The sequence below is a fragment of the Mycobacterium sp. NPDC003323 genome (genome assembly GCF_053589535.1).
In genome coordinates this window covers 185,729-210,449 of record NZ_JBSFSB010000001.1, presented here as the reverse complement: position 1 = coordinate 210,449, position 24,721 = coordinate 185,729, and the positions used below count along the sequence as shown (strand labels likewise).

14 protein-coding genes are annotated in these 24,721 nt (G+C 63.8%); 7 read left to right on the top strand and 7 right to left on the bottom strand.

Annotated features, from left to right (window positions below):
* Positions 1-51 precede the first annotated feature (51 nt).
* From ACWDUN_RS00740 to ACWDUN_RS00715, 6 genes are all read right to left on the bottom strand, one after another.
* A complete protein-coding gene (locus ACWDUN_RS00740; protein WP_449923217.1) occupies positions 52-789 on the bottom strand; it encodes a hypothetical protein in 738 nt (245 codons plus the stop codon).
* 35 nt (positions 790-824) lie between these two features.
* A complete protein-coding gene (locus tag ACWDUN_RS00735) occupies positions 825-1,895 on the bottom strand; it encodes a DUF2510 domain-containing protein (protein ID WP_449923214.1) in 1,071 nt (356 codons plus the stop codon).
* A gap of 55 nt (positions 1,896-1,950) precedes the next feature.
* Positions 1,951-2,769, bottom strand: coding sequence for a hypothetical protein (locus ACWDUN_RS00730; RefSeq protein ID WP_449923211.1), 819 nt, complete (start codon positions 2,767-2,769; stop codon positions 1,951-1,953).
* A complete protein-coding gene (locus ACWDUN_RS00725) occupies positions 2,766-3,026 on the bottom strand; it encodes a hypothetical protein (RefSeq protein ID WP_449923208.1) in 261 nt (86 codons plus the stop codon). The genes ACWDUN_RS00730 and ACWDUN_RS00725 overlap by 4 nt, the downstream gene beginning before the upstream one ends.
* A gap of 64 nt (positions 3,027-3,090) precedes the next feature.
* Positions 3,091-3,522, bottom strand: a complete 432-nt coding sequence (locus tag ACWDUN_RS00720; protein WP_449923206.1) for a hypothetical protein — start codon at positions 3,520-3,522, stop codon at positions 3,091-3,093.
* A complete protein-coding gene (locus ACWDUN_RS00715) occupies positions 3,515-4,504 on the bottom strand; it encodes a hypothetical protein (RefSeq protein ID WP_449923203.1) in 990 nt (329 codons plus the stop codon). Before ACWDUN_RS00715 ends, ACWDUN_RS00720 begins: the two co-directional genes overlap by 8 nt.
* Positions 4,505-4,726: 222 nt before the next feature.
* Between ACWDUN_RS00715 and pglW the strand changes: the two genes are divergently transcribed.
* From pglW to ACWDUN_RS00680, 7 genes are read left to right on the top strand one after another with little or no spacing between them, the layout of a single operon-like run.
* Positions 4,727-8,959, top strand: a complete 4,233-nt coding sequence (pglW, locus tag ACWDUN_RS00710) for a BREX system serine/threonine kinase PglW (RefSeq protein WP_449923201.1) — start codon at positions 4,727-4,729, stop codon at positions 8,957-8,959.
* Positions 8,959-12,525 (top strand): BREX-2 system adenine-specific DNA-methyltransferase PglX, encoded by a 3,567-nt coding sequence (pglX, locus tag ACWDUN_RS00705; protein ID WP_449923198.1) that lies wholly within the window; start codon positions 8,959-8,961, stop codon positions 12,523-12,525. The genes pglW and pglX overlap by 1 nt, the downstream gene beginning before the upstream one ends.
* On the top strand, positions 12,522-16,190 hold the full coding sequence (locus tag ACWDUN_RS00700) for a DUF6079 family protein (protein ID WP_449923195.1): 3,669 nt from the start codon (positions 12,522-12,524) through the stop codon (positions 16,188-16,190). The genes pglX and ACWDUN_RS00700 overlap by 4 nt, the downstream gene beginning before the upstream one ends.
* Positions 16,187-18,868, top strand: a complete 2,682-nt coding sequence (gene pglZ / locus ACWDUN_RS00695) for a BREX-2 system phosphatase PglZ (protein WP_449923192.1) — start codon at positions 16,187-16,189, stop codon at positions 18,866-18,868. The genes ACWDUN_RS00700 and pglZ overlap by 4 nt, the downstream gene beginning before the upstream one ends.
* The gene (brxD, locus tag ACWDUN_RS00690; RefSeq protein WP_449923189.1) at positions 18,865-20,145 is read left to right on the top strand and encodes a BREX system ATP-binding protein BrxD; all 1,281 of its coding nucleotides are present in this window, start codon (positions 18,865-18,867) and stop codon (positions 20,143-20,145) included. Before pglZ ends, brxD begins: the two co-directional genes overlap by 4 nt.
* Positions 20,145-22,232: a DEAD/DEAH box helicase gene (locus ACWDUN_RS00685; RefSeq protein ID WP_449923186.1), complete on the top strand. Its 2,088-nt coding sequence runs from the start codon at positions 20,145-20,147 to the stop codon at positions 22,230-22,232. The genes brxD and ACWDUN_RS00685 overlap by 1 nt, the downstream gene beginning before the upstream one ends.
* 13 nt (positions 22,233-22,245) lie before the next feature.
* A complete protein-coding gene (locus tag ACWDUN_RS00680; RefSeq protein ID WP_449923184.1) occupies positions 22,246-24,033 on the top strand; it encodes a DUF262 domain-containing protein in 1,788 nt (595 codons plus the stop codon).
* Positions 24,034-24,096: 63 nt separating this feature from the next.
* Here ACWDUN_RS00680 and ACWDUN_RS00675 read toward each other — a convergent pair whose 3' ends face one another.
* Positions 24,097-24,624: a hypothetical protein gene (locus ACWDUN_RS00675; RefSeq protein ID WP_449923181.1), complete on the bottom strand. Its 528-nt coding sequence runs from the start codon at positions 24,622-24,624 to the stop codon at positions 24,097-24,099.
* Positions 24,625-24,721 lie beyond the last annotated feature (97 nt).

The window sequence follows — 24,721 nt, the reverse complement described above, 5'->3', positions numbered from 1 at the left end:
TGACAATTCCGACGTGAATCGCCGGATCAACGGCCACAACCACATTGGTGCTCACCTTGTACCGTCTTGTGAGCACGGAACGTCCAGATCAACGATCGTCGGGCTGTGGTCGCTGTACGCAATCCAATCGTTGAATGAGCCTGTTACGACATTCTTGATGGCGTCGGGACGGGATACGAAAGTGTAATCAATGTGGTACGTCGCGCCTTCTTTACGACGCCACCACAGCGTGGGATCCGGTTCTGCTCCCAAATTCCACCCGTGGTGATGGTGGTACACGCTGACAAAGCCACGGTGCTGTAGCTCGCGGTTCAGATCGCCAAAGTTTCGGAGTCTCCCCGGCTTATCCCAGATAACCGACGCATTAAAATCTCCACTGATCAGGCTGAGGTCGGCGTCCCCAGCTAAGAAATCTGCGTAATGCGGCAGTGCGACCCGCACCGAGCCACGTTGACGCGCCTCCGGATACCCGGTGCCACGCCTGTCCATCTCCCACACGGCGAGCACCCGCAGATGCCTCGGCCCGCTGAGGTGAAGCGGCAGCACCCATTGGTATCCCGGGTCGTAGCTGGCGTCGACATCCAGCTGCCACTCGCCGAAGCTGGCCGCAAGCAACCCCTTGTTTGGGTTGGTACCGATCCACCGGATAGAAGTGGCGCCTATATCCCGCAGGGCGTTGCGGGTGCGCTCGGTGTTGGCAGACTCCGGAAGGACGGCAATGGTGGGTTCTAAGTCGGAGAGCAGATGAGCTTTCTTGTGGAGTGACATCGCGACGTTCCACTCGACCACCCGGACCGGCAGCGTGGCGTCCGGTATCAAAGCCCCTACCTGACTTTCGGTGCCACGTGCTCGGTCCAGCGCAGTCCGTCCCAGTAGCGAAACATCCGAGGATTCTGCGGATCGTCGTACCAAGCCGCGGGTGGCAGCGGAGGCGCCGCCGGCGTGGAGGGCGTGACCGATTCGGGCTGAGATACATAGGAGTGCCGCGCGCCGAATTGGACCTTCGTGTCCATCCAGTCGGGAAGTACGTATGCCTCGGGGTCATCCTGTACATCCGTCAGCGGAGGCAGCGTCACCGGCTCACCGTCGAGGACCCTTTCATCGGCCTCGTTGGCCTTGATGCCGTCGATCCGCACCTCTGCCGCTACCGCCGATCCCTTGATGTCACCCCAGCATGCGGTGACCAGTCCACGCGACGCTAGGTGTCGGATCATTGGCAAGAACCGCTGGCTCATCTGCGGTGTCAATTGACCGATTCGCTCGTCGTCGATACGGACTTCGACGACCGGCTTCGCGGATGCCGCCCGGCCCGAGAGACTTTCGTGCAAGGTCACAAACAAGGTGCCATACCCTGACCCGGGGACAAACTTGAGCAATGCGTCGGTGTGCTCGTCTTCTTTGGTGACCTGCACGATCGCCGACCGCGGGATCATGGTGTATGGAACCGTCGGCGGATTGTTGATCGGCAACGCGCCGTCGGGATCACCGAGCTTTATTTGCACTGTCGATGCAAACTCCCGGGGCGGGTCACTCTCGCCGTCCCATTCATCCCAGTTCTTGGCATCACGAGCGTAGATGCGGCCCGGAACCATCGCGATCAGGCCGGAGGCGGCAACCCGTCGGACGACGTTGGCCCATGACCGGCAGTCCTGACGTGGGATATAGCCAACCGTCTTGCCGTCGGCGCGCACAGAGATCGCCCACCGGTCGTGCGGATTCGCTGGTTCTGGGACCAGTTCGAACATCCGCTGCGTTTCGAAGCCTTCTCTCGACCAATCGTCAGGCAGTAGACCGTAAATGGCCACGCCGTGGTATTGCTCGCCGACAATGTCGTAGTTGCACCAGTCACCGCGTAGCTCGTTCCATAGCAAGTACGCGCCTGGCTGGTTCCCCACCTACCCCCCTCGATTTCGAGCTCCGTTAGACCTGTCGACTGCAGTCCGTCCAGCCCTACTCGGCAATCCACTTCCACGCGTCTCGTAGTGGCGCCGGAATCCAAGAAGGTTCCTCCGATTCGCCTTTAGATTCGGAATGCATGTCATCTGCGCGAGCACGCACAATCTGGCCTCGGATTTCCTGGTAGGCCTGCACTCGGGCAATGACGGAATCTGCCGCCGATTCGACCGGCACCGCATGCGCGGTATCAGTGACATACAGTAGAGCCGCCAGCTCGCCATGCAGTTCCTCACGCTGTGCGGCCAACTGCTTTTCGTCGCGTTCCTTGCGCAGGGAATCGTCGATCAGCGCCGCCTCGGAAGCACATTTCTCCAGGAGCTTGACACGTTCGGAGGCCCTTCGCTCCAGCCTCGTAATCGAGGATCTCGCGTGCGCAACGATATCTCGATCGTGCGAGCTCGGCGCGGGCAGCCCTGACAGCTCATTTGACTTCGCCTGCAGGGCTTGCAGTTTCCTCAGGCTATCTTCGATATCTTTGACGTCCGGGGCGAAGTCGACCTCCCCGAGATGACCAAGCTGGGCCGCCTCGGTCGATACGACCTGCTGCACACTAGATTTCGCTCGTTTGAGAAGTGCTGCGCCGCGCTTACCTAGCGCCTCCGTGAGATTTCTTTCCTCAAGTCGGGCCCGTTCCTCCTTCTGTCGCCTGTGAGCAGCTGCTTTCTCACGGGCCAGGCGAGCCGCCTCCTCCCGATGAATCCGCTCTTTCTCGCGCCGTTGCGCTGAGCGGGTAGTGACGTATGCATAAACCGCAACGCCGACAAGCAACAAGACGAATACAGCAATTCCGATTGCCAAGGCAATGAATTTCACTGACTCACCCCTTTTGCGGCGTTGTTTCGGTGGGAAGGATGGTTCTGACGAACGGATTTGATCCGTTGCACGCATACATATACCGGCTGCGGCCCGGTGCCGAGGCTCATCGACCGCTCGGTATCGACCAAAACACCGAGACGATCGACGGCGGTGATCCGGTGGAGTTTGGTGCTCAACGTTAGGATGAAGGTGCCCGGACCGCTCAATTCCGACACCATATCGAAAAGGTCGTCATCGAATTCGGCTGCGCTCATGCCAATCTGACCGCCACGGGCTTGTGCAGCTTGTCCAGGTCAAGCGTCAGTCTGACCGTTCGCCTTAGATCTCCCACACCTGGTCCGGATCATCAAGCGCAGCGCGAATCTGACTGAGATCCCCAAGGTCGGCGAGGGGCGACGTCTTCGCGATGTCGACGATCCCGCGCACCATCAGTGCCACCGTTTCGCCGTCGTTCGCTTCCAATGCTCCATCGAGGCGACTGAACAGCTCCTCGAAGGTTGATCGGCGCTCAGCGAAAACCTTCGAAAAATAGTCCTTGAGAACCGACTCAGCTGCTTTTATACGCGCCACTTCCGTGGTCTCGTACGTTTGTAGCCGCGCGCGCTTGCTCTTCTCCGTCTCATGAACAGCGATGCATTCTTTGGCAGCGGAAACGATCTGGTTGAGCGCGTCGAAACCTTGCAGCGCCGTCACACCGCCGGCGGCCCGTCCAACTACCTTGGCAGTGTGCACCTTTGCGGGATCAGGCACCGGCGGCCTCCTCAGTCATCGCGCGATACCTGACCGTCAGGTCCGCACTCTCTTCCGTCAGATCGCCGGCCTCGTCCACGACGGGGGCGGCGGCAACATCCCGCACCGCCATCGCCAAAGTCATTGCCCGCTGGAACCGGTCTGCGTGCACAGTTGCATCGAATGATCCGGATTCCAGCACGTCCAACGCCGCGACCGCTCGTCCGCGCAGATCGCGGAGCACGGCGCGCAACTCGTCAACCCGCGTGTCCACGGCAGACAGCTTGGCGTCGAACTCGTCAAGCTCGGCAATTGCGACGTCGACTTTGGCGCACACTTCCTTCGCGTTAGTCAGAGCTTTGTCGCCCTGCATATGTGCGACAAAGCCACCCATTAAGAGGGCGGGCCCGATCGTCACGAAGTTCAGCGCGGCTGCCCCCAAGGCCATCCCGCCGCCGCCGGACGCCAAGCTGCCGCCGCCAAGAAACGCCAGTGCAGCATTGGATGCAGCGACGCCGGACAAGCCCGAAATCGCCGCCCCGGTGCTAGCAACTCCGAAGCTCGCGGCAGCTGCGGAGACCCCTGCACCGGCACCGTAGCCGACACCAACAGATCCAAGCGCTCCAGCGATCCACGACGCAGCATCAATGTCGAGCGTCGTGAGCCCCGTGACTCGCTGCATCGTTGCGTCGATCCCGTCGACCAACAATCGCTCATTCTCCCGAACCTGCCGTTCGTTGCGCCGGAGGAACTCCGCCATACGCAGCACGACGTCGACAAGCGCCTGCTGTTGGTCACCGCCGAGGCCCTCAAGATGTGTGTTCGTCTGAGCGACGTGCGCCTCACTCAGCTCTCGACGCGCCTCATACCGCTTGATCGCATCACTGCGCTGCGACTGAGCCTTCTTGATCGCAAGGCCACCCTTGCCACCCAACGCCAGTCCACCACCACCGGTGACTGCACCTACAGCAATCAGAGCAACTGGTATCAACGGCAAGACCATGCAACCACCCCCGCAGTTCTGGAAACGTGTGCGCACACTATCGCGACATCGCCATCGGTTGCTAGCGAACACTCCAGATATTGTCGGACACGTCAGGCAGAATCGCCTCCCGGGTCCGCACTGGCGTCAACGCGCGGGTGCAAAACCTTCAGCTATCCGCAACAAGCAGACCTGTACTCAGTAAGTTAGTTACCAAGCACATGACCAAGGGGGAATTGATCGGTGAGGGACGACCGCTGGGTCCAGATCGCCGAGTCGCAGTTCGCCCACGAACAAGCCGGCCTCGACCTCGTCAAGCAGGCCCTGCCCGACGCCCCGCCGTACCGCGCCTGGGCGAACTTCGAGTTCCGCGACAACCGCGGCCGCTGGCATGAGGTCGACCTCCTAGTCCTCGCCCAAGACACGCTCTACCTCGTCGAACTCAAGCACTACCGCGGCATCCTCACCGGCAACGACCATCGCTGGCAGCGCAATGGCCGATCGGAGGACTCCCCGCTACTGCTGGCTCGGCGCAAAGCCCAGTACTTCGCCTCATTGCTCAAGGACGCGATCCGCCAACGCGGCGGCCATGAAGCTGTCCGGAGAATCCCCTACGTCCAAGAACTGGTCTTCCTGCACCACGAGGAGTTCAAGTGCGAACTCTCCGAGACCTCGAAGATCAATCTCTACGGCCTGGATGGCCTCGAGGGGCGGACCAGGCTGCCTGGCATTTCGAAGGCGCTGCTCGCTCCGGCACGCCATGAGCTGATCCCCGAGCGCGACAGCCAACTCATCGCCGGCCTGATGAAAGCCATCGGTCTGGCACCGCGCCGGCAACGCGAGGTCGGCTCCTGGATCATCGACGAGCAACCGCTGGCCGACGGCGAAGGCTGGCAGGACTGGCCCGCGTTCCACCATGTCGACGCCGAACGTCACGCCCGCATCCGCTTCTACCTGACCAGCCAAGGAGCCTCGTCGGCAGATAAGCACGCCCGCCAGCGCGCAGTCACCTCCGAATATCACCTGCTGTCCCGGCTGCGCTTCGACGGGCTGCAGGTTCCCGAGGACATCGTCGACGAGCCCGAGCTGGGCATCGGCCTGGTATTCCCGCAACCCAAGAACGACGTCCCACTAGACCTGTGGCTGGCCGATAATAAGGCCTCGATGCCGCTGGAGCGCCAGCTTGACCTCATCGGCGATATCGCCGACATCGTGCATTACGCGCATCGCAACCGGGTGGTGCATCGCACGCTGAACCCGCGGGCCGTTGCGATCCGCGAACGCGGCTCGAAGCTGCTGCCGCAGATCACCGACTGGGACAGCGCCGGGGTGCTGCCGGCCAACCCCGACACCGCGGTGAGCCGGCTGTCGTCGGGGTCGCTGAGCCTGATGGCCGCCAGCCCCAGTGACGCCGCGCAACTGTTCGGCGCCCCGGAAGGGCAACGTCCCACCGACCCGGCGCGCATCGACATCTTCGGGCTCGGCGCACTGGCCTTCTACATCCTCAGTGGTCAATCACCGGCCACCGAACGCGGTGAACTGATCGATCGGCTGCGCCGCGACCGCGGCCTGGACCTCGCCGCCGAAATGCCGCAGATCCGCACCAAACTGCGACAACTGGTGCTCGACGCCACCAATCCCAGCCCCGCCGAGCGAATCGCTGATGTCGGCACCTTCCTCGACGAACTCGGGCAGGCGCGTAAGGAGATTTTCAACGAGGGCACCGGCACCGACCCCCTCGACGCGCTGCCCGCCGACGTGCTCGACGGCCGCTTCGTCTACAAGCAGAAGCTCGGTGCCGGGTCCACCGCCGTCGGCATCCTCGTCCTCGATAAGCAGGTCGGTGACGCCGAACGCGTCCTCAAGGTCGCCAAGGACGCTGAGGCGGCCGAACGGCTGTACGCCGAAGCGCAGGTGCTCGGCAAACTGGAGAACGAAGACCGCATCGTCACCCTGTACGACCGTCTCGAAGTCGGTGGCCGCACCGCGCTGCTGCTGCGTTATGCCGGACGCACCACCCTGGCCGAGGAACTCAACAACCGCGGCCGGCTATCCATCGACGTACTAGAGCGTTGGGGCACCGACCTGCTGACCGCCGTCGTGACGCTGGAGCGGGTCGGCGTCACCCACCGCGACATCAAACCCTCGAATCTCGGTGTCTACCAGTCGAGTTCCCGCACCGACTCGCATCTGATGATGTTCGACTTCTCGATGGCCGGGGTTGATGCCCGCAATGTGGAGGCCGGCACCCCGCCATACCTGGATCCGTTCCTCGGCTTCGGCGGGCGCCGCCAGTACGACACCGCCGCCGAACGCTACGGCGCCGCGGTGGTGCTGTTCGAAATGGCGACGGGCGGGCGCCCCTGCTACGGGCCCGACGAGAACGCCAACCCCGCCACCGTCGACGACGACGTGACCCTGCAGCCCGAGATGTTCGAGTCGAGCATCGCCGCCGCGTTGGTGGACTTCTTCCGGACGGCGCTGTCCCGCGACGCCGCAGCCCGCCCCGACACCGCCGAGGACATGCTGCGCGCCTGGCGCACCGTCTTCACCACGCTCGGCACGAAGGCGGCCGATGCCGGAGACGACACCGCCGCCGATAAGGCCACTGCCGCAACGCCCCTGGGCGTAGCCGGTCTGACCGCGCGCGCGGTGTCCGCGCTCGCCTCCGTTCAGGTCACCACCGTTGGGGCACTGCTGGCGTTGGACTCGACCCGGCTGAACCGGCTGGTGGCCCGCGAGGCCAAGGACACCCGCAAGGAAATCACCGCCCGCTACCGGGCCTGGGCCAAACGGCTCGGCAAGGACACCAAGCGCACCGCTGGGGACGCGCTCATGGGTCTCGACGACGCGGTGGCGGTGCTGCTGTCCGCGGTGTCGGGGGCACGGTCATCGACCCGCAAGGACGCCGCCGAGCTTCTCCTGGGTGTGACGCCCGGACTCGACGCCTTCGCCAGCAGCACAGAACTGGCCGCAGCCCTGGACAAGGCCTCCCAACGCGGGCCACAACTGCTCAAGGAGCTGCAGGACGATTGGGCGCAGCGACAGGACACCCGCGACCTGCTCGACGCGATCGGTGACATCACCCGACAGGTGCTCTCCGACTTCGGGGGTGTCGCGGCCATCGACACGCTGACCGCCGAGATCCGAGCCCGCCTCCCCGAGGCCGCGGTGCCCTCCCCCGATCCCTACCGCCAGGCCCAGGCCGACCGCACCGCCGGCGGACTGCTGCGGGTGGCTCTGGAACGTGTCAGCGAGCACGAAAACGCCACCGGGAACAAGGACTTCGTGCGACGCAGGCACGGCCGTCGGCTGGCGCTGCTCGCCACCGACGAGCTACTGATCGCGGCCGCCGAGTCCGCGGCCAAGCGCGCCGACGAGATGGTCAGCTCGGATCTCAACGTGGTCATCCCGCCGTCGACCGCGGCGCGCGAACTCGGTGCCGCCTTCCAGGCCGGGTATCGCGCCGTCAACGACGATGCCGACGCCCGCACGGCGCTCCCCGGTGAGAGCCGGTTGATCCGACTGGCGGCCGCCATCTCCAAGCATGCCGCCGTGTCGGGGCGCGGCGAACTGCATAACCGTGACATCGCTCCAGCCGCCGCCATTCAAACGGCGCTGACCGGTTTGGCGCAGTCGGAGTCGTTGTCTCCTTCGCAGATCCGCAGCCGGGTCAGCGCCCGCTTCCCCGAGCTGGATCGGGTACCGGCGCCGCCGCACCTGGATACCTATCTGGCGCAAACGACGCTCAATCTGGAATGGGACGCCGGCACAGGCACCTATCGGTTCCGGGATGCCAAGCCGCCGAGTGCGACGACGCTACACACCCGTAGGCCGACCGCGGTTCCTACCACCACGACCACGGTGTCCGATGAGTCAGACCATGGTGTCGATCAGCAGGCGGTGTTGCGCCGCAGCATCGCCGAACACGGCTTCCTCGCGGTCGGGGTTCCCATTCCCGCGGACCGGCCCGGCCAGCATGAGCGTGTCGCCACCGAACTCGCCGTATCGTTCAGCGGGCAGTTGGTCGACGTCACGGCGCGCCTCATTGAAGCCATGCGGTCTCTGGCTGAGCAGCAAGGGGTTTCGTGGGATCTGGTGCGCGGCGCCGATGCGGCGGATGCGACGCCGATGGATGCGCGTGGCCTACGTGCGGTGATCGACCGGGTGGTGCCGCAGCTGCGAAAAGATTTGGAGGCGAGCGTCTTCGAAGGCGATGCGCGCGACGAGCCGGTGATTCTCACCGAGGTGTCGCCGCTGGCCCGCTACGGCCATCTGGACGTGTTGGCCAAGTTGAGCGACCTCGCCGCACCGCGGCGGCGACCGGTGTGGGTGATTCTGCCGCAGCTGCGTGGACAGCTCGGCGCGTTGGTGGATCGTAAACCCATTCAGTTGGGATCGCCGGGTGGGCAGTTCTTGGTATGGAAACAGACTCCGGACCTGGTGCCGGCGCGTGATGATGAGGGAGATCGGTGATGGCCTCGGCTCCATCGAATGTGGTGGCGGCACTGCGCTCGTTGGTGCTGGACCTGGAGGCCGATCTACGGGCTCGGGTCGACGGTGACGACCCCGATTCCCGGCAGGACGGCGTGTTCGACGCGTGGAAGCGCGACTACGATCGGGCAGCCGCGGCGAACCGGACCGCGGCGGCGTGGCCGGAATGGCGCAATGATCGGGTGACCCAGGCTGCCGTGGCCTGGGTGCTGTTGACGGTGTTCGCCCGATACTGCGAGGACAACGCGCTGGTGACGCCGCGCTGGATCTCCGGTGCCGACGCCGATGAACGAGCCCACGCGCTCGATGCGCGCCGCGCCTACTTTCAAGCCCATCCCGAAGACACCGACCGGGAATGGCTTACCCAGATCAGCGGCCACTTCACCAAGTTCCCCGCCACCGCGGGCCTGGTGGACCGGTTCTCCCCCATGCATCTAACCGCACCGTCCGGTGACGCCGCACGCAAGCTGCTGGAGTTCTGGTGGCAGCAGGACGGCGATGGCACACCGCTGTTCTCGTTCACCGGGATGGACACCCGCTTCCTCGGCGACATCTATCAGGATCTATCTGAGCACGCCAAGAAGACCTATGCGCTGCTTCAAACCCCGGAATTCGTCGAGGAATTCATTCTCGACCAGACTATGGAACCCGCCCTGGCCGACCGGCCGCTGGAAGGGTTCACGGTCATCGACCCGACGTGCGGATCGGGGCACTTCCTGCTCGGGGCGTTCCATCGCCTACATGATCGGTGGCAACGCCATGCCCCCGCCCTCGGACCGCGAGAATTGGTCGAGAAGGCGCTCGACGGCATTTACGGTGTCGACATCAATCCGTTCGCCGTGGCGATCGCCCGCTTCCGACTTCTCGTCGCGGCGTTGCAAGCCGCCGGCGACACCAGCCTCGAACAGCGCATTGCGTACACCCCGCACCTCGCCGCTGGCGATAGCCTGCTGTGGGGCGCGAATCAACAGTTGCTACCGGACGATCTGCTAGCCAGCGGACCGTCAGTGCGTGCCGACACCACCGAGGACGCCGACGCGCTGACCGAGATTCTGCAGCGGGAACACGATGTGGTGGTGGGGAATCCGCCATATATCACGGTCAAGGATGCTGCGCTGAACTCGACCTACCGGCAGCTCTACACGACGCCGCACCGACAGTACGCGCTCACTGTGCCCTTCATGGAACTGCTATTTCGCCTGGCCCGGCCTAGCGGTCGTGATCGGCCCTCCGGTTGGGTCGGACAGATCACCTCAAACTCGTTCATGAAGCGGGAGTTTGGGTCGAAGCTGATCGAGCAGTTCCTACCCACTATGGATCTCCGAACCGTGATCGACACCTCCGGCGCTTACATACCAGGGCATGGCACACCAACCGTGATTATCATTGGCCGTCGACAGCGTCCGATGACCGACAGCGTTCGTGCCGTACTTGGCATTCGCGGTGAGCCGGGCCGCCCCAGCGAACCGGCGAAGGGGGTGGTGTGGACTTCAATCACCAATCACATTTCCCAACCCCGCTTCGAAGATTCCCACATAAGTGTTCGCGATCTGCCACGCTCCTTGCTGGCCGCACATCCCTGGAGCTTAAGTGGGGGTGCCGCCGTTAATCTCCTGGCACACGTCAACAACAGATCAAACAAAACACTGGGCCAAGAGACAGCAGCAATTGGGCGAACTACGGTGGTGGGTGAAGACGACGCCTGGTTGTATCCCGAATCGGCGGTCTCAGTCACGCATCAGGAGCTTCCGTTTCAGCAATTCGTTACAGGTGAAGACGTTCGGGACTTCTCTATCGCTCCGCGGCTAGTGGCCGTGAATCCTTATGTCGACGCGGCGAACTCAGAACCCGTAACAGCATATTCTGTTGTTCCGAATCACCTTTGGCCCTTCCGTACGCTTCTCAATCAACGAACTGTCTTCAGCAAGAGCTTCGCGGACCGCGGTCTTCCCTGGTGGGTATATCTAGAGAGCTATTCCTCCAAGCTCCGCACCCCCCTCTCCATCACCTTTGCGGAAGTTGCGACGCACAACCACTTCGTGCTCGACCGCGGTGGCAAAGTCTTCAAACAGACTGCGCCGGTCATCAAGTTGCCCGAGGGCTCATCAGTCGAGGATCATCTCCGGCTGGTCGGGGTGCTGAACTCATCGGTGTCATCGTTCTGGCTTAAACAGAACTGCTTCAATAAGGGTCGACCAGGTGCCGAGCAGGCGGGCGCGGACGAACCTTGGGAGCATCGTTACCAGTTCAACGGAACGACTGTCGGCGATATCCCTATGCCTGCCTCAACACCGATCGGGCATGCGGAGATCCTCGATGAACTCGCGCGGTCGATTCAACAGCAGACTCCACGCGAAGTCGCCAGCAGGGCAACGCCGTCGGCGTCAGCCCTGGCAGTAGCACGGTCTGAATACGACCGCCTGCGCGGGTTGATGATTGCCCACCAAGAAGAACTCGATTGGGATTACTACCGCATCTATGGCCTAGTCGACGAAGATTACACCTACGCCGGGCATGTTCCACCGATCGCGCCAGCGGAACGCTCCTTTGCCATTGATCTCGCGCGTCAAGTTAGTGAAGGCGAGACAGACACGACGTGGTTCATTCACCACAATCATCGCTTCATGCCGACCACAAAGATCCCCGACCACCTTCCCGCCGATTACCAAGCACTGCTGCAACGCCGCCTCGACACAATCGTGTCAAATCCGCACATTCGCGTGTTGGAACGACCGGAGTACAAGCGCCGCTGGGCTGTTGAGCCGTGGGAAAAGCAGGTGCAGTCCGCGCTGCGCAATTGGCTGCTCGACCGGGTGGAGGACCGCTTACTGTGGTTCGACCGCGATGGTCGGCCCACACCCATGTCGGTCGCCCAGTTGGCCGATGTGCTCGACCGCAGCGACGACTTCCGCAATGTGCTGCGCCTATGGGCCGGCGACAACAACATCGCCGCGGGTACCGCACTCGCGAAACTGCTTGCCGACGAATCGGTTCCCTACCTGTCGGCCTACCGGTACAAGCCCACCGGACTTGAGAAGCGTGCAGTATGGGAGCAGACCTGGGAGCTGCAGCGGCGCGAGGACCGCGGCGAGAAGCTCGAGACGCCGATCCCCGTCCCGCCGAAGTACAAGCCCGCAGACTTCGCCAAGACCTCCTTCTGGTCCCACCGCGGCAAGCTCGACGTTCCCAAGGAACGCTTCATCTCCTACCCCGGCGCTGGCCGTGACTCCGACACCACCGAACTGCTCGGTTGGGCCGGCTGGGACCACGCCGACCAGGCCTTGGCCGTGGCCGGGCTGATCAGCCAACGCATAGAAGACGGCTGGGACACCCCCAAACTCATCCCCATGCTCGCCGGTCTGAACGAACTGCTGCCCTGGGTGCAGCAGTGGCACAACGAGATCGACCCCGAGTACGGCGAATCTGTAGCCGACACCATCGCCGACGAACTCACCACCCGCCTGGCCGAGAACCACCTCACCGTCACCGAACTCACCGCGTGGCGCCCCGAACCGACCCGCAAACCACGCACCAGGAAGACGTCATGACCACACTGCTCCGCGACGTCATCACCATTCCCGAACGCGTCGGCAGCGACGACTACGTGCTGCGCCTCACCGACAGCACCAACGACGAAGCCCACATTCAGGCCACCTTGGACGAGTACGTCATCACCGAATCACTGCGCGACAACTTCACCGCGGCCATCGATCTCGTCGCCGACGCACTGAACAAGAACACCTCCCGCGCCGCCTATCTGACCGGATCCTTCGGCTCCGGCAAGAGCCACTTCATGGCTGTGCTGTACGCGCTGCTCGGCAACCACCCCGCGATCCGCACCACCAAGTTCCAGGACCTCACCGGCCACTACGACGGCGAACTGTCCGGTAAGAAGATCCTGCGGCTCACCTACCACCTGCTCGGCGCCACGAGCCTGGAACAGGCCGTCCTCCGAGGCTACGTCGACCAGATCACCCGGCTGCACCCCGACGCACCGCTGCCCGCAGTACACCTGTCCGACACCTTGCTCGCCGATGCCGAGAACCTCCGGGACCGCATGGGTGATGACGAGTTCCTCGCCGGGCTCGGCGGCGGCTCCGGGGGCGGCGGAGGCTGGGGCAACCTGGTCGACGGTGCCTGGGACCTGCCGCGCTACCAGGCGGCACGCCAGGCATCCGCGGAAGACAGCGAACGCCGCGAGTTGGTCTCCGCACTGGTCAACGGCTACTTCAAGTCGTTCACCGAGACCGCCGATTACGTTGACCTGGACCGGGGTCTGGTCATCATCACCGAACACGCCAAATCCCTCGGTTACGACGGGGTGGTGCTGTTCCTCGATGAGCTGGTGCTGTGGCTGGCGTTCTCGGTCCGCGACACCGAGTTCTTCGCCCGCGAATCCCAGAAGATCACCAAGCTGGTCGAATCCTCGGGGCGCAACCGCGCCATCCCGCTGATCTCCTTCATCTCCCGGCAGATGGATCTGCGCAAGTGGTTCGCCGATGCCGGAGCGTCCGGCGCCGAGCAGGAAGCCCTCGACCGGGCGTTTCAGTATCAGCAGGGCCGTTTCCGGGAGATCCAACTCGGTGATGACAACCTCGCCGAGGTCGCGCACGCCCGGCTGCTTAAACCGAAGGACGAGGCCGCCCGCGCGATCCTCGACGAGGCCTTCAACAACCTCACCCGTTCCAAGGACGTGTGGGATGTGTTGCAAGACAGCTTGAACACCGATGAACACCATCGCGGGGCATCGGCTCAGGACTTCCGGCTCACCTACCCGTTCTCCCCTGCGCTGGTGTCCACACTGCGCAACCTGTCCTCTGTGATGCAGCGGGAGCGGACCGCGCTCAAGGTGATGCAGCGCATGCTCGTCGACCGCCGCGACACCTTGACCGTCGAAGACCTGATTCCGGTCGGTGATTCCTACGACTACATCGTCGACGGCGGTGACCCCATCGACGGGCACGCCGGCGCCATGTTCAAAGCCGCCAACGACCTCTACAAGAACCGGTTGTTGCCCGCGCTGTTGGAGAAGCATTCGGTCAGCAGGGAGCAACTCGACACCGACCCGACCTCCGTGCCGGCCGGTTTCCGCGGGCAGGAGCGGGTCGCCAAGACCCTGCTGCTGTCGGCGATCGCCCCGAAGGTCCCCGCGCTGCGCGATATTACCGCTGCGCGGCTCGCGGCACTCAACCACGGTTCGATCAAATCGCGGATGGCCGGCGGTGAGGCCCGCACCGTGCTCGCCATCGTCCGGGATTGGTCATCCAAGGAAGTGCCGGAGATCAATGTCTCGGATGCCGCCAACCCCGTTATCCGGGTGCAGCTCGCCGACGTCGACTACCAATCGATCGTGGAACGTGTTCGTGGCGAAGACAATTCGGGACGTCGACGTGTCCTGCTACGTCGACTCATCCACAAGGCGCTCGGCGTAACCGGGCAGGACGACCTGAGCGGCGCCGCCAGCCGAACCGTCATCTGGCGCGGATCGCGCCGCGAAGTCGACATCGTATTCGGCAACGTCCGCGACGCCAGCTCGCTGCCCGAGCAGACCTTCGATCATCGGCCGGGAACCTGGCGGATCGTCGTCGACTATCCCTTCGACGACGCCGGCTTCACCAGCAAAGACGATATGGACCGGATCGACCGACTGCTGGCTAACGGTGACCGCAACACCCTGGTGTGGCTGCCGCGGTTCTTCACCGAGTCCGCGATGGAGGATCTGGCGTTGCTGGTCAAACTCGACTGGCTGTTCACCGGCAGCGGCGACCGCTGGGAGGAGAACTCCGACCACCTCCCGGCGACCGACCGCGCCCAGGCCCGCGGCATCCTGGAGAACCTGCTCAGCGGCACCCGGACCAGCATCGAGAATGTGCTCAAGCAGGCCTACGGTATCGAACCGCACGATCCGAAGCGCATTACCGACGAATCCACCCAATTCGATGTCCTGACCTCGCTGTCGCGCGATTTCAGCCCGTCGATGCCGCCGGCCGCCAGCCTGGCAGACGCGCTCCTCAAGCTCGTCGACCAGGCCTTCACGGCGACCTACCCGCGCCACCCTGCCTTCGATCCCAGCGACGAGGAGGTCACCGCGCGCAACTACGAAACCGTCCGCGACTACGTGGAGCAGGCCTCCGCCCACCGCGATGGCCGCGTCCCCACCAATCCCGGCGCCGATAGGAAAGCCGTCCGCCGCGTTGCTGCCCCGTTGGGTCTCGGCAAGGCCACCGAGGACCACTACCTGTTCGGCGAGGAGTCGTTCGCGTATTGGGCCGGCGAACTCGACCGTGCCGCCCACGCCGCCGACCCGGTGACCATCGGCGGGCTGCAGCAGCACATCGACGGGCTCACCCCGGCGTGGGGGCTGAGCCCCGAAGCTCGGGACCTCGTGATCAGCGCCTGGGCCCTGCTGCGCAAACGGGCGTGGTTCGAAGCCGGGCAGGCGATGACGCCGCCCGCGCTGGGCCGGCTACGACCCAATATCGAACTGCGGGCCGAAGAGTTGCCGGAGCAGCAAGCCTGGGACGATGCCCGGACCGCAGCGTCGAAGCTGTTCGGCTACACCATGCCTCGCACCTATCTGACCGGCGCCAACGCGGCCGACTTCGCTACCCAGGTTCGCGCCAAAGCCACCGAAAGCACTAGCCAGCTGACCTACCTCATCGAGGAGTTGGAGACCCGCTATCGGCAGCTGGGTATGACCGCCGGTGGCGGTGACCGCCTCACCGCCGCCGCGGCCCTGCGCACGCTCATGGAACAGCTGCACGCCACGTCGGGCACCGTGCCGGTGATCAACAAGACAGCCGCCGCAGCATTGCCGGTGGCGGCCGAGACGGCGGGGCAGATCCGCAACGACGCTGCACGCGACACGGCAGCGCTGCGCAACTTCAAGTGGAAGCTCGTCGAGAAGCTGCATCAAGGTGTCGAGCGGGCCGATGCCACCGGCGATAACGCCCGTGCCATCGAAAAAGCCCTGCATGAGGCGATCTCGGTGCCGGGTCGCTCACTGAGTGACGAACTCACCTCCGTCGAGAACAAACTGGTCGCCTGGGTGGTCGACGACCAGCCTGTGACCCCGCCCCCCGCCACACCGCGGACAGCCAAGGGCGACGTCACACTCCGAAACACCGACGATATCCCCGGCCTGACAGCCGACCTGGAGAAGGCGATCGCCGAACACGGCAAGCGGGTCCACGTGCGCTGGTGGGTGGAATGACCGCGGTCGCTGCCACCGAACCCGTCATCCGCGCCCGGCTGAAGAAGGCGCGGGAAAAGAAGTACACCCACGGCGTTCTGGGGTTGCGTGCCAAACCTTCCTACGAGGGCGCCGACTTCGACTACTTCGGCACACCCGTCACCGTCGCACCCTGCCCCTCGGTGCTGGCGATCTGGGAGGCCATCGACCGTCGTGATCCGAGCGGCTGGACCGTCGTGCTCACCAGCGTCGACGATGATGACCTCGGTGACACCGTGCTGGCCCACCTGCTCGACGGCCGCCTCATCACCCCCGACCCGTGGGATGCGTTGGGCAGCAACTTCTCCGCCACCACCATCGAACCCACCCTCTACCGGACCGCCAACGACCGCGCGATCGCCAACGGGCTGCTCGCCGCGCTGTCCGCCGATGCCTACATTCCGGCGCCGGGCGGCGTCCTCACTCGGGATCACGCCATGTCCGCGCTCGCGCGGGATGCCCTCGGCATCGTCAAAGACGTCGGCGTCGAGATCGACACCCTGGCCGTGCTGGAGTGGAGCCGATCCTCGGATGTCGCTCAACGGCTCGAATCGCTTCGATCCGTTGGTGGGCCGGAGCTGTTTGGCGCGTTCCAGGGATGGCTGGCCGCGCGCAGCGGTCGTCTGCACGCACCGGTCGCCGCGCTGCTGGGCAATGGCCGGATCGCGGACCTGGTGCCGCTGGGCATCGTCGCGGGAGTGCTCGATGACACCGAGAGCAAGGCCGCCGGCAAGTTCCTGCTGCGCAGCAATGTGCCCAACCTTGCCGATGACGAACTGCGGTTCTGGTATCAGGACACCTACGGGTTGGTCATCAATTCATTGAAGCCCGAACAACAGCAGGCCGTCCTGGCAGCCGCGGCCGCGGTGGTCACCGAGCTGGGCATCGGCGATACCGCCGCGTCCTCCGATCTGCTCCCCCACGGCCTGGACGCACGGCTGGTGCAGCTCTCACACGCCATTACGGCGGCACTGCCCAGTCCCCTGCCGGCAGACCTCGACGCCCCGTTGTTGTCCGCTGCGGCACTGCGAGACATCGAAAGCTGCTGGGAACACGTACAACACCACTTCCTGTCGGCCGCAGATCGCAGTTGCCATGCGTTCGGCGGGGCGGTTCGTCTCGCCCGACACCTGGCGACCGACACCACCCGACAGAAGGGCCTCGCGTCGCTGACCGACGGGTACGTGCGTACCGACTCCTGGGTGGACTCCGCTCTGGTGGTTACCCGTCGCGGCGCCGATAATCCCATTCCGGCGGCGGCGCTGCGAGCCATCATCGACACCACGCTGGCCCGGCGCGCCCGCCACGATCGCGCATTCGCCACCGCACTCGCCGATGCTCCTGATCCGCCGGTGCAGACCATCGAAAATGTCCTGCGCGACCAGGTGATCCCGCTCGCGAAGAAGACCCCGACCCTGCTGCTCGTCGTCGACGCGCTCTCGGTCGCTGCCGCAAACGATCTCGTACGATCAGCCCAACAGGACGGGTGGACCGAGATCGCCGCGAACAACGATGCGCGCCGTGCCGGTGCCCTGGCCGTGCTGCCGACACTCACGCAACGCAGCCGCTGCTCGCTGCTGTGCGGTGAACTGCGATCGGGCGACAGCTCGGTGGAGCGTTCCGGCTTCCTTTCGCTGCTGCGGGAGTCGCAGCTGGAAGCTACCGGCGGCGTGCCAGACCCGATCTTCCACAAGAAGGCACTCGACGCGGTGACCAGCGGGGCCCAGCTGGCCACCGAAGTCCGCAATGCGATCGCCGATATCGACCGTCAACGCCTGATCGCGGTGGTGCTGAACTACGTCGACGACACGCTGCACCACACCGACCCCGGCGGCACCGACTGGACGCTGCAGACCATCACCTACCTCGCGCCATTACTCACGGCCGCGAAGAACGCTGGCCGCGCCGTGCTCATCACCTCCGATCACGGCCACATCATCGAATACGGCACCAGCGTCAAAGCGGACCGCGCCAACACGTACGGCCAACGCGCACACGGTGACCTGGCTCAAGCGGACCCCCACCGCGAAGTTGTGGTCAAGGGGCCGCGTGTGCTCACCGAATCCCAGCAGGTCGTCCTCGCGGTCGACGAAACCATCCGGTACGGCGCCCGCAACGCCGGCTACCACGGCGGTGCCACCCCCGCCGAAGCCATCGTCCCGGTCATCGCTCTGGTCGCCGGCGAGCTACCCGACGGTGCGTCGCGGGTGGTCGGGGCCGAGCCACCCTGGTGGTACGCCGGATCGACCACTGCACCAGAGAACCCACCGCAACCGCCGACCCCGAAGAAGGGCCGCAAGGCCGCCCAAGACGGGCCCGGACTGTTCGACGACGTGCCAGGTGTCGCCTCGAGTTCCCTGCCCGCCGCTGTCGTTCGCAGCAAGGTCTTCACCGAACAACTCTCCGTTGCCGGCCGAATCGTGTTGCAGAAGGCCCAGATCCAGGCTCTTCTGCAGGCACTGCTCGGTGCCTCGGCCCGCGAGATCACCCTCGCCCAGGCCGCCGCGGCACTCGGTGTCGCGACGGTCAGCGTCAATGGCGCCCTGATGCAGGCGAAACGACTCCTGGATGTAGAGGGCTACGAGGTGCTGCGCGTCGGCGGCGGTGTGGTGCGCCTGGACGTCGAGGCACTCAAAGAGCAGTTCGGGGTCACCGAATGACATCGCCGGTCTCGGCGCGGCGCCGCCGCGAGGTCCTCGATGCCCTGCGCCGGGGCACGGTGCCGTCCAACGGGCTCGATCAGCTCGCCGTCGGGCTAGGGCGTTTCGAGATCGAGCTGGATGCAGAGCTCGATGTGGTGGCCGCTGGTGGTGCGGTATTCAAGGCTGTGCGCGGCGAATACGGTTCCGGCAAGACGTTCTTCGCGCGCTGGCTGGGTGATCGTGCCATGAAGAAGGGCTTCGCGGTCGCCGAAGTCCAGATCAATGAAATCGACACACCGCTGCACAAACTGGAGACTGTGTATCGGCGGAGCATCGAATCCCTGCGCACAGCCTCCATCCAGCCCAGCGCGTTGCGGCCGATCCTGGACGCGTGGTTGTTCACCGTCGAGGACGACGCTCAGCAGCAGGGCGTCGAGGTTGACGTCATCCTGGAGCGCCGCCTCACCGACGTCGCTGCGCATGCGCCGGTGTTCCCCATGGCGATCCGGGCCTATCGACGGATGGTGGCCGAGGGTGATAATGACGGCGCCGATGGTCTGGTGGCCTGGCTGGGTGGACAGCCGCACGTCGCCGCGTCGGTGAAGCGGCGGGCGGGCATCAAGGGGGACCTCGATCATTACTTGGCTCTCGGTTTTTTGCGTGGGCTGCTCGCCGTGCTTGCCGACGCCGGACATCCCGGCCTGCTGCTGGTGCTCGATGAGGTGGAAACGCTGCAGCGGGTGCGCAGTGACGCCCGCGCCAAGGCATTGAACGCGCTGCGGCAGTTGGTTGACGAAGTCCACGACGGGCACTTCCCTGGACTTTATCTGTTGATCACCGGCACACCGGCATTCTTTGAGGGGCGCCAAGGCATTCCGCTGCTGCCACCGTTGGCCGACCGGTTGCACACCGAGTTCGCCAAGGACCCACGGTTCGACAACCCCCGCGCACCGCAACTGCGCCTCAACGGGTTTGACCAGGACCGGCTGATCGAACTCGGCACACGGGTGCGCGATCTCTACGTCGGCGGTGTTCCCGATCCCGAGCGGGTGAGCAGGGTCGCCGACGATACCTTCGTGAGCCGGTTCGCCGCGGCCGTGGCCGGTGAGCTGGGCGGCAAGGTCGGCATCGCGCCGCGGCTGTTCCTGCGCAAGTTGGTCGACGTGCTGGACAAGATTGAACAGTTCGCCGACTTCGACCCGTACAAGGACTACGAGGTGCGCATTGCGGCGGCCGAGCTGTCCGATTCCGAGCGCGCTGCATTGACCGCGGATGACGTTCCGCTGGATCTTTGATGGACGCGTTCGATCGACTACACCCCGGCGTGCAATACCATCTGGCGAACACGCTGCGGTGGAACGGGTTACGTCCAACCCAAGCCGACGCAGTTGAACCCATACTGACCGGTCAGGACACCCTGGTGCTGGCGCCGACCGCCGGCGGCAAGACAGAGGCCGCCGTCTTTCCGCTGCTATCGCGGATGGCCGCGGAGGACTGGCAAGGCGTATCGGTGTTGTACGTGTGCCCGCTGCGCGCGCTGTTGAACAACCTCCAGCCACGTATCGATGGCTACGCCAGTTGGCTCGGGCGGACCGCTGCGGTCTGGCACGGCGATGTCGGACAGCCGCAGCGCCAACGCATTCTGGTCGAACGCCCCGACTTTCTCTTGACCACACCGGAGTCCCTCGAAGCGATGCTGGTGTCGACGAAGGTCGATCCGCGGGTGATGTTCGCCGGGCTCCGCGCGGTAGTGGTCGACGAAATCCATGCCTTCGCCGGTGATGACCGAGGGTGGCACCTCCTCGCGGTGTTGGAGCGCTTGGCACGCGTCGCCGACCGTGACCTGCAGCGGATTGGGCTGTCTGCGACAGTGGGCAACCCCGATGAGCTGCTCGGTTGGCTGCAGGGCAGCTTTCACCGTCGCGAGTCGGTTGTCGTAGCACCCGCAACGCCGCCCGCATCGGCGGCACCGGACATCACCGTAGATTTCGTCGGATCTTTGTTCAACGCCGCGAAGGTGATCTCGTCACTGCATGCCGGTGAGAAACGGCTCGTATTCGTGGACAGTCGCCAGCAGGCCGAGGAGATCGGGGCGATGCTGCGCGACAACGGCATCGAAACCTACATCTCGCACTCGTCGCTTTCCGCTGCGGAACGAAGGCGCTCCGAGGCCGCCTTCGCCGACGCGCGAGACACGGTGATCGTCGCGACCTCGACCCTGGAACTTGGGATCGATGTCGGCGATCTGGACCGCGTCATTCAGATCGGATCGACACGAACCGTCGCGTCATTCCTGCAGCGGCTGGGTCGGACCGGCCGGCGCGCCGGAACCTCCCGGAACTGTCTGTTTCTGTGTGTCGATGACGAATCTCTGTTGCTGGCGGCAGGCATGCTCAAGCGGTGGTCGGACGGCTGGGTCGAGCCGGTTCAGCCGCCCGCGCACCCGCGGCATATCGCCGCCCAGCAGTTGATGGCGCTGTGTCTGCAGGAGCAGCGGATAACCGCCGAGGCGGTGTCGTCCTGGGGTGATCTTGCCGTGTTCGACGACAGCGCTGGCGAGATCTTCGACTTCCTTGTGACAGAGGGCTATTTCGAGGCGGACGGACCGTTCTTCCACATCGGGCAAGAGGCCGAACGGCGATTCGGTCGACGATACTTCTCCGACCTCACCGCGGTGTTCACCGCACCACCCGAGTTTCTGGTTCTGGCTGGCCGCGTGGAGGTCGGCACGATTGGGACAGACCTTCTGACCGGCCAGGTCGAGGGACCTCGAGTTCTCCTGCTCGGCGGTCGATCTTGGAAAGTCACCCACGTCGACTGGGAGCGGCGACGCTGCTTCGTTGAAGCCGCTGACGGTGGTGGTAAAGCAAAATGGTCAGGTTCCGGCGGCGGGTTGTCCTACGACATCACGCGCGGGATGCGTGAGGTGATTCTCGGTGCGCTACCCGCCGGGGTGACCTTTACGGGGCGCGCCTCGGGCATGATCGACCAACTGCGGCAGAGCTACGGTGACAACGTTTCCGACGAGAAGCTGATCGTTCGGCTGCCGTCCGACTCAACCGGCAGGTGGTGGACGTGGGCCGGCACCGCCGCGAACCGGACGTTGCAGGCTTCGCTGCCGACGGTGGTCGACCCTCGGCAGCGGATTGATGAGAAATCGGTGCGGCTGCTCCCCGGTGTGACGGTCGAGGAGTTCAGCGCAGCGATCAGCCAGGTTCAATGGCAACAGCCAGCTGTTGATGCGACTGCACTACGAGGCCTGAAGTTCTCAGCTGCACTGCCGACAGATCTCGCCACACAAACACTGAGTGCCCGACTTGGCGACCGCTCAAGCGCCGAAGGCGTAGCTTCCGAACACCGATCTATTCATCGAAACCACTAAGTGGGGAGTAACAGTGATCAAGTCCGTTGCCAACGACCCAGTGCACAAGCTACTCAGCAACCAAGACACCGTTGTCTACGAAATCCCTAAATATCAAAGGGAATACGCCTGGACACGACAGCAATGGGACGAGCTTTTCAATGACCTACTCGAAGAAGACGACGCGGCCTCCGGGCACTTCCTCGGAACCATCATCTGCATCAATAGGACGTCGAACGCAACTAAGGAGAACGTTCTCGAGCTCGTCGATGGCCAACAACGGCTAACAACGCTATCAATCCTAATGGCTGCCATCTACGCATTTCTCACCAGGCACATCGACCAACTGGACGAAGACCAACGTATCGACACCAGCAATCTGCGCCGCCAGCTCATTTTGAAGGATCCGGTCCGCCCGCGAGTGCGGCCACAGGTGCAGAACAACAACAACGCCGACTACTTGAATGTCCTTAAAACAGCGGGCATCGACATCAAAGCACCCATAGTCAAGTTTCTAGGCAACCGGCGCATCATGAAGGCGTACAGCCATTTCAGTGGTCTGATCGAACAGCATGCTGGCCCGAAGGCGTCGGTGACCCCTGTGCTCGATCTACTCGAACGGGTCAAGCGCGCGATTCTGGTAAAGCTCGAAGTTGAAAGCACCTCGGATGCATTTACATTGTTCGAGTCTTTGAATAATCGCGGCATACCGTTGACCCCAATAGACATCATCAAAAACTCGCTGCTCGCGGCGGCCGACAAGAAGCGACCGAAAGGCCTGTCAGCAGACCACGTGTTCGACCAGTGGAACGAACTTCTGCGTGATCTCGGTGACGACTACAAGATTCAAGAACGGTTCTTTCGGCACTACTACAACGCCTTTAAAGATGAACTGCCGGCGATCCCGAAGGTCCAGCTCGCGACGCGGTCGAATCTCATCAGGATTTACGATCGGATCATCGATGTGGACTTGGAGCGCCGGCTCGACGATATTCTGCTGTGCGGTGGGCTATATCGCCGCATCGTCGGAAACTTAGACGCTGACGAGGCAACAGACTCGTTCGACGAAGCGCTGGCGAATCTCGCGCGCGTACAAGGTTCACCTTCGGAGGCGCTGCTGTTGTATCTCATGGCGTACCGCGATAGCCGTGAGCTCAGCGACGAAATGCTGACAGAGATCACCGAGATTCTGACAAGCTTCTTTGTGCGCAGGAACCTCACCGGTAGCCCCGCAAGTAACCTGCTGCAGCGACTCTTCATGTCGATCATCACGGACGTGTCCGGAATGACCGGCCAGCGAATCGTCGACACAGTACGGAAACGCCTCCGGAAGGTCGTCTCAAGCGATTCGGAGTTCTACGCCAAACTCACCGGGCCCTTGTACAACGAGAATGCGGACGTAACCAGGTACCTATTGATCGCGTTGGCCTGTGACGCCATGACCAAGGAGACATTCACCGACCTTTGGGAACGTGAGGGCAGGAACTACAGGTGGACAATCGAACATATCTTGCCGCAGGGCCCAGGTCTGCCGAAGGACTGGCTGACCATGCTTGGCGGCGCCGAGACCGCAGCAGCGGTGCAGCAGCAGCACGTTCACCGGCTCGGCAACCTGACCATTACCGGCTACAACAGCACGCTCGGCAACCGTTCGTTCTCGTACAAGAAGAACCGGAAGGACATCAAGGGGAAGTACGTCGGATTCAAGAACGGCTTCGACCTCAATACCGATGTCGTCGCGGCTAGCCAGTGGACCGAGGCCGAGATCGAGATCCGGACAGACAAACTCGCGAAGCGAGCGCTCGAACTATTCCCGCTGTAGATCGAGCAGGCCGGCGGATCCGCCCGGTATCGACCGTGCATGGACACCGAAGCTCCACTAACCCTAGCTATAACTGCCAGGCGATCTTCCACGCCGCCAGCTGCTGGGCTTGTGTGAACGCATAGCTTCACTGGCCGCGTCGTCGGAGGCCTTCTCTATCTCGGTTTTGGGGCGTCTGCGCTCAGGAGTGTTCAGTTCATGGATCCGCTTTCGTACCTTCTCCGGATCGAGGGGCGGCTTCCTCGCCTCCCACTCGGCGATCTGCTCTTCTTTGCTGATGAACGGGATTCCTGACCGCCTCGGACGAATCGGCCGTTTCCGGGCCTTTTTACCCGGTTGTGGTCGCGCAGGATTGGACGACTGAGTACGGATCACCACGTCTTCGGGGCCCTCCGCGCTCGCCAGCAGATCGGGCTTCCGCTGCGAGAGGGGACGATAGGAATCACGAAGCCAACGTTCCACTTGGCGGGTGAGTGTGGACGACCCAGACCGAGCCTTCACGCCGTGCTCTCTCAGGCGAACCAGAACATCCTTGACGGGCACGCCTAATTGCTGCGCGATCTCCCGGATCTGGGTGCCGTTGTCGTTCATCGACGAAACTCCTCCGTTCGATCAGATGGAAGCTCGAAAACCCAATCCGGCGTCCCACTTGTTGCTGCTTCCCAAACGAACACTGTGTCCGCGGGGC

Coding starts and splice junctions, on each gene's coding strand:
- ACWDUN_RS00725 (WP_449923208.1), bottom strand. CDS start 3,026: ATGAGCGCAGCCGAATTCGATGACGACCTTTTCGATATGGTGTCGGAA.
- ACWDUN_RS00715 (WP_449923203.1), bottom strand. CDS start 4,504: ATGGTCTTGCCGTTGATACCAGTTGCTCTGATTGCTGTAGGTGCAGTC.
- pglX (WP_449923198.1), top strand. CDS start 8,959: ATGGCCTCGGCTCCATCGAATGTGGTGGCGGCACTGCGCTCGTTGGTG.
- ACWDUN_RS00700 (WP_449923195.1), top strand. CDS start 12,522: ATGACCACACTGCTCCGCGACGTCATCACCATTCCCGAACGCGTCGGC.
- pglZ (WP_449923192.1), top strand. CDS start 16,187: ATGACCGCGGTCGCTGCCACCGAACCCGTCATCCGCGCCCGGCTGAAG.
- brxD (WP_449923189.1), top strand. CDS start 18,865: ATGACATCGCCGGTCTCGGCGCGGCGCCGCCGCGAGGTCCTCGATGCC.
- ACWDUN_RS00685 (WP_449923186.1), top strand. CDS start 20,145: ATGGACGCGTTCGATCGACTACACCCCGGCGTGCAATACCATCTGGCG.
- ACWDUN_RS00675 (WP_449923181.1), bottom strand. CDS start 24,624: ATGAACGACAACGGCACCCAGATCCGGGAGATCGCGCAGCAATTAGGC.